Here is a 6,479-nt window from a genome sequence, read left to right on the forward strand (position 1 = left end):
GTCGCATGAGTCACTCGATACTCTCCAATACCGGGGGTTTAACGCATGTAGTACGAGAGCGCGCTAGTGAGATCAGGGCGTGCATGGTAGGGGGAGCTGAGCGATGCTTGCCAAGATAGTCGTCCAGAACTACCGAACATTTCGGCGTTTCGAGCTCGACTTCGATCCTGAAGTAAACACGCTGGTCGGTGATAACGACACCGGCAAATCCACACTCCTTGAGGCCATCGGACTTGCCCTCACTGGTCGTATCCGCGGGCGTCAGCTGTCGCAAGAGCTTTCGCCCTATCTCTTCCACAGGGACGCGACGAGAGAGTACGTCGCCGCCTTAAAGGCCGGACGTCCAGCGCCGCCGCCAGAGATCATCATCGATCTCTTTCTTACCAACAAGGCTGATTTGGCGGCTCTCAGGGGGACTAATAACCTCCTGAAAATTGACGAGCCGGGTGTCCGTGTACGTATCGCCCTCGATCCCAACTATATGCCTGAATACGAAGCGTTCATTAGCGACCCCTCGAACGTCAGGCTTGTGCCAACTGAGTACTATGAGGTCGAGTGGCTGGCCTTTTCCGGGAACCGAATCACATCACGCAGCATCCCAGCCACAGCATCTCTGATTGACGCTTCCACAATCCAACTGCAAAGTGGTGTCGACTATTACCTTAATGGCATAATTAGCGCAAATCTTGAGCCCAGGGAACGGGTCGAACTCGCGCGAGCTTATCGGAGCTTGCGCGAGAACTTTTCGGGCGACGACTCAATCATCAAGATCAATGAAAAGCTGCGCGGCGCGCCTCGTGATGTCAGCGACCGAAAGCTAACCCTGAATATCGACGTCTCTCATCGGTCGAGTTGGGAAAGCAACATCGTGCCACACCTCGACGAATTGCCATTCCAGTTCGTGGGAAAGGGCGAGCAGAGTACGCTCAAGATCCTCCTTGCGCTTAATAAGGATGTCGACGAGGCGCATATCGTGTTGGTGGAGGAGCCGGAGAACCATCTTTCTTTTCCGAACCTAGGCAAGCTCGTCAAGAAGATCAGAGACAAATGTCAGGGCAAGCAGGTCTTCATCACGACCCATAGCTCCTATGTATTGAACAAGCTTGGCCTAGAAAAACTGGTGCTCCTTTCGGAGGCTGGCGGGTTCCGGCTGGACGGACTCCCAGCCGATACGCGGGATTACTTCCGCAAGCTGCCGGGCTACGAAACCCTCCGCCTTGTACTCGCACGCAAGTCAATCCTCGTAGAGGGGCCATCCGACGAGCTGATCGTCCAACGAGCCTATCTTGATCAGCATGGGCGGCTGCCTATCGAAGATGGCATCGATGTAATTAGTGTACGTGCCATATCCTTTAAGCGCTTCCTGGACATTGCCATCCTTCTGAAGAAGAATCATGTCACTATCGTGACGGACAACGACGGCAAAGATACTGCTGACGTGCGCGCCAACTACGAAGGTTACATCGCACATGGAAACGTGACCGTGTGCGTAGGCGAGGATAAGCGCTACAAGACACTTGAATCACAGCTGCTGAATGCGAACAGTCTGGCAATGATGAACGAGATTCTCGGCAAATCGTACGGTTCTGAGGAAGATCTGCTGAAGCATATGACAGCCGATAAGAATAAGACGACCTGTGCGCTCACTATCTTCAATAGTGCTCAGAGCGTCAATATGCCTGGATACATCCAAGATGCAATCGCATAACAACCGGGCTGTGATTGCAGCTGCGGGGTCTGGAAAAACTCAGCATATCATTGATTGTGTGCTAAAGGATCCAACCCGACGAACGCTGGTGACGACATACACCAACGAAAACCTTCGCCAGCTCACAGAGCGGCTTGCCTACAGCGGTGGCGGAGTTATCCCAAGGTTGGTGACCACCATGGGTTGGTACACCTTTCTCATGAATCAATGTGCGAGGCCGTATCAGAGTGCCGTGCTGAGTGAGGCTGGGATCATGCGGGGCCTCAATTTCGTTGGCGAGCGACCAAGGTTCGCTTCCAAGAACAATCCTAAGTTTTATTACCTTGATTCCAATAAGGCTGTATATCGCAACGAGGTGGCGGCTCTTGCTGTAGAGGCCAATCGGCTTAGCGGTGGCAAGGTTGTTGACCGCCTCGCGGCTATGTATGATCATATCTACATAGATGAAGTGCAGGATATGACGGGCCATGACTTGGAGCTTCTCGATCTACTGCTGGCATCGCCGATAGCTACCACCCTGGTAGGCGATCCTCGTCAGGCCACAACTCCTACAAATAATTCAAGCAAGAATAAGAAGTTCAAGGGCGGCGGCATAGCCGCCTGGCTCTATAAACGGGCCGATATGTGTGTGATTGACGAACGAGTGGAGAGTCATCGGTGTAACCAAGCCATCTGTGACTTTGCGGATAGTCTATATCCCGATCTGCCTCAAACTGTGTCAATGAATGAAGGAATCACCGGCCACGATGGGATCTTTGACATCCGGCCGGAGGAGGTTTCCTCCTACGTCGAGCGTTACGCGCCGGTCGTTCTTCGGCACCAGAAGAACTCGGACACGCAGGGCTTGGATGCGATGAATTTCGGTGTGTCGAAAGGTAGTACCTTTGACCGCGTTCTAATATTTCCGACTAAACCGATGACTCACTACTATCACAACCGCGATCCTGAGAAGGCTGGCGACTTGGCAAGGCTCTACGTTGCAGTCACACGGGCTAGGTACAGTGTCGCGTTTGTAATCCCATAACGTAGGTGTCGAGCTATTAGCCATCTCGACTGTCATCAGATTGAAATATTTTCCGCCTATGCCTTGCTGTAGGGCGGCTGGGTAGTCTGCATCTATGACTCGCGTCCCTTGGGCCACCATCAGTGGCAACGACATGGAAGACCTCGTTGCCATCCTCCTCTTCAGTGAGTATCCCGAAGGCGCCCAACGCATCACCCCCTCTCAGGGTGATGGGGGGATGGACGTGCGGATCTGGACTCCCGACGGCTGGGACGTGTACCAGATCAAGAAGTTCTTCAAAGCTCTTGAAGCTGGTCAGAAGACGCAGGTGCTGGAGTCCTTCGCCGCATTCCAAGCCGAGGTAGCCAGCACCAGGATGCCAGTAAAGCGCTGGACAGTGCTCATGCCGTGGGATCCAACCCGTGAGCAGCGAGCCTGGTTTCATGAGAAGACCGACAACGACCTCTTCCCCACCTGGTGGGACGGCCTGTCGCGCCTCGAGACTTTAGCGTCACACCATCCTGCTGCTGTCGACTATTTTATAGGGAATGGCAAGGAGCGTACTTTCGATCTCATCGAGCGCGCGATGCGCATTGGGGACTCATCGTTAGGAGCCGCCCCGGGCGGATCCTTAGCCGCGGCAGCCTTTGCGAAGGTGGCAGAGATCGAGGCTCTCCTCCAGGAGACCGATCCGTTCTATCGCTACACTCTCACCATCGAGCCTGCGCCGGATCTTAGTCAGGGTTCTGCGGTCTTAGCTCAAGCGCCTGGATTTGCCTACGCCAAGTATCACGCCATTGATGCAGCTCGTTGCGTGGTGATCCGTGCCTTCTATCGGACAGGGGGCGTAGCCCAACTGCGGCCAATTCGGACGTACTTCAACTTGACGCCCGAGGATGGCACGCCGGAGGCTGCCGCAGTTCGTGAGTTCTGGGAGTACGGGACGCATCTGGAAAACGTCCCTGGAGCGGTGACCGTAGTCGACGACCCCACCGGCCTCGCGGACGAGGAACCAGCATTGCTTTCCTACTTCGCGGCGGTCGACACCTCGCTTCCCGATCTTGAGGCCCGGCTTCTAGGTCCAGATGGCCAGATCCTGCATCGCATCCCATTGATCAACCCAGCGAGGTCGGCCGGCCAAGTCGAGGGAGGTCATAGTCTTACGGCCCAAGATAGAGCTGGAATATTCACGATAGTTATCAAGGCTAACTTGGTAAGTGGCCGCTATGGATTGCAATTCATCCTTAATGACCTCAGCGGAAAGGCGCCTTATCAGTCGCTCCCGTCGCTGCTGTTCGTACGCGACCTGCGGCCGGGCAATGCCGCTGTTCTGGGCGTACAGGGTGCCGGCGAGCTTGGTCATCGCATGGTCATACCAGAAGGCGATAACCCGATCACCCAGCGAGCCGCTGACCTCCTGGAGTTCGCCAAGGCACTACTCATCTTCCAGCAGTACACTCCAACGCGGGTCACCATCCCCTCATTGGCCAACCTGACCGCAGAGCAGGTGCAACGCATCTGCACCGTGGCGGATCTCTTGCTTGGGCAGGTCTACGAGTCGGACAAGTACCGCTTCCCGATTACGGCGGCTGGCGCTCGGACGATCGTGGCCCAATCCACACCCAGTAGTGTCATCGTCCAGACGCGCCCGTTGGCTGTAGATCTTGGCAGCTACATCATCGAGTTCGATATCGAAGAACAGTGGATCTTCCAGCTCCCCACGTGTCCCCTTCCAGCCGAAGAGCTTCAGGCCCTCCCTGACGAGGCGGCCGTAGATCTAGTGCCTAGAGAGGGCGCCAAGATGCTTCACCGCCTGCCGGTTGAGCATGTGCCACGGCTAGTGGAGATCGAGTGAGCTTGCAGCAGACCCCTTGTCATGCAGGGTCATGTTGCTTGTGCCCTGGACGCTTACAAGGGCGGCAGCTTCGGTGAGAGCAGGTTGACTTCTGACGAGGATCATCACGGGTCTTGGGGGCAGCGGCGTCAACGGCTGGGCGGAGCCACACTTCGACAAGCAAGCGCAGCAGGACGAACTCTGGTTAGGGACCTATCGCTGCTCAGCAGCTTTGTGGGGACCGCGAGCTAACCAAGGAGGAGCTGTTCGACGCCCTGTGGAGCGGATAGTTGATCGGCTAGAGCGACGGTAGATCCTCCGGCCGGGTTGTCTGCTCACGGTCTTCGTTCTGCGGTCGTCTCGCCGATGGTCTCCGCACCACTCCCTTCCGCACCAGGGCATTCCGGATCGCCGTCTTCCCAACCTTGAACTTCACCACCAGCTCAGCGATGATCATGCTCTTCTCTACATACAGCCTGGCCACCTCGTCTTCCTGGCTGTCTGTGATCGGACGGACGTTGCAGCCGAAGGGTCACTCCCCGCCGCCGCAGGTGCGCGCGTACCGTCTGTTCGTGCATCCTGAACTCTTTGATGAGCGAGCGGATGGACGCCCCGACCTGGTAGCGGGCGACAAGCTTGGTGATCTCCTCGGGAGTGAGCTTCCGATGCGATGGTCACTAACGGCACGGCCGACAACCAGCTAGGGAAGATCCAACGCACCGACCTGGCCACGGCCCCGGCGTTCATGAGATCTGTCCGGATTAGTGATCGTTGATCAGATGTCGTAAACGGCAAAGGCGGCGTCGTGGACGAGGAGATCACGGCGGGCGTGGGCGATGTTGGCGCGTCCGGCCAGGCGGATGGTGCTGATCGCCAGGTTGCGGAAGCTGGCGAGTGCCCGCGGTGCGGTTCCGGTTCTGAGCTGTGAGTTATCTTCCCCGAAGGTGACATCGCGGACCCAGTGCAGCCGGTTTTCCACGGCCCAGTGCCCGCGTTCGTAGTGGTTGAGGTGGGCGGGGCCGGCCAAGTGCGCGGGCAGGCTGGTGATGCCGTACACGATCTCCTTGCTGGTCCAGACGCCGTCCAGGTCGCCGACATCGCGGCGCAGCCGGAAGGCTTGACGCGCGCCGGGAAACAGAGCGTCGTCGGTGAGCGCGGTCCGCAGGGTGCGCCGCTCGGTGCGGCCGTGCCCGCGATCGTCATCGATGCCGGTGGTCTCGGTCCAGCCGATGTCCGGGCCGGTCAGCAGAGCTCGGGCGGCGGCGTGGGCCAACGGCTGGTTTCCCTTGAGAATCAGAACGTAGTGAGCCTGCAACTCCTCGGTGATCAGACGGGCTGTGGTCTTGGTGGTGTGCAGCGCATCCAAGGTCACGACCATGCCCGCCAGGTCCAGGCCGGATAGCAACTGCCGGGCCGCCGGGCCTTCGCCGCGCTTGCTGGGCACCTGGCGCTGGGCCAGGACCGCGCCGCTCTGATGGGTGATCGCCCCGACGAGGAAGACCCGTCCGTCGGCGGTCCGGGCTCCGCGCAGGGCTTTGCCATCCACCGCGACGGCCGATAGCAGGCCCTCGGGAGCCGGGTGGGTGAGCCGGCGCGATGCGGCGCGGCGCTGCTCACGCTCGGGTGGCCCTGGGGTGTCGGGGATCTGGGGAACCGGAGCCGGCCCTCGGGCCGCATCCGTCACATAGCCGCAGGTGGCCGCGTCCAGGGCGTCGGCCTCCAGGTCGGCGAGCACCCGTCGGAAGGTGCGCTCGCTGGGCACGGTGAACCGGCCGGTGAAGGGATCGCGCCAGGCGCCCAGCCGCTCCAGTCTCTCCTGCGAGCTGCGGGCCGCCCACTGCCAGATCGCCGCCACGCTGTCGCCACCCACCACCAGCGTCGCGCACGCGGTCAGCCCCAAGATGACCACCAAAGGATGCCGCAGGCCGCGCTCG

The 6,479-nt window shown here is 58.8% G+C and carries 5 protein-coding genes; 3 read left to right on the forward strand and 2 right to left on the reverse strand.

Annotation, left to right across the window (positions count from 1 at the left end):
• The first annotated feature begins 103 nt into the window (after positions 1-103).
• The 3 genes from AB0O34_RS02060 to AB0O34_RS02070 all read left to right on the forward strand — a co-directional run bounded on the left by AB0O34_RS02060 (position 104) and on the right by AB0O34_RS02070 (position 4,566).
• Complete coding sequence (locus tag AB0O34_RS02060; protein WP_363911574.1) at positions 104-1,708, forward strand: AAA family ATPase; 1,605 nt, start codon at positions 104-106, stop codon at positions 1,706-1,708.
• Positions 1,695-2,732 carry a UvrD-helicase domain-containing protein gene (locus AB0O34_RS02065; protein ID WP_363911576.1) on the forward strand — a complete coding sequence of 346 codons (1,038 nt, stop codon included), beginning with the start codon at positions 1,695-1,697 and terminating at the stop codon, positions 2,730-2,732. The genes AB0O34_RS02060 and AB0O34_RS02065 overlap by 14 nt, the downstream gene beginning before the upstream one ends.
• Positions 2,733-2,865: 133 nt before the next feature.
• The gene (locus tag AB0O34_RS02070) at positions 2,866-4,566 is read left to right on the forward strand and encodes a hypothetical protein (RefSeq protein WP_363911578.1); all 1,701 of its coding nucleotides are present in this window, start codon (positions 2,866-2,868) and stop codon (positions 4,564-4,566) included.
• Positions 4,567-4,843: 277 nt separating this feature from the next.
• On the opposite strand, the gene AB0O34_RS02075 is transcribed toward AB0O34_RS02070, so the two are convergent.
• Both AB0O34_RS02075 and AB0O34_RS02080 read right to left on the reverse strand, forming a co-directional pair.
• Positions 4,844-5,029 (reverse strand): hypothetical protein, encoded by a 186-nt coding sequence (locus AB0O34_RS02075; protein WP_363911580.1) that lies wholly within the window; start codon positions 5,027-5,029, stop codon positions 4,844-4,846.
• 291 nt (positions 5,030-5,320) lie between these two features.
• Positions 5,321-6,479, reverse strand: a 1,159-nt coding sequence (locus AB0O34_RS02080; protein ID WP_363911582.1) for an ISAs1 family transposase, incomplete at its 5' end; no start/stop codon positions are given.

The sequence above is a fragment of the Sphaerisporangium sp. NPDC088356 genome, assembly GCF_040685555.1.
Lineage (GTDB): Bacteria > Actinomycetota > Actinomycetes > Streptosporangiales > Streptosporangiaceae > Sphaerisporangium.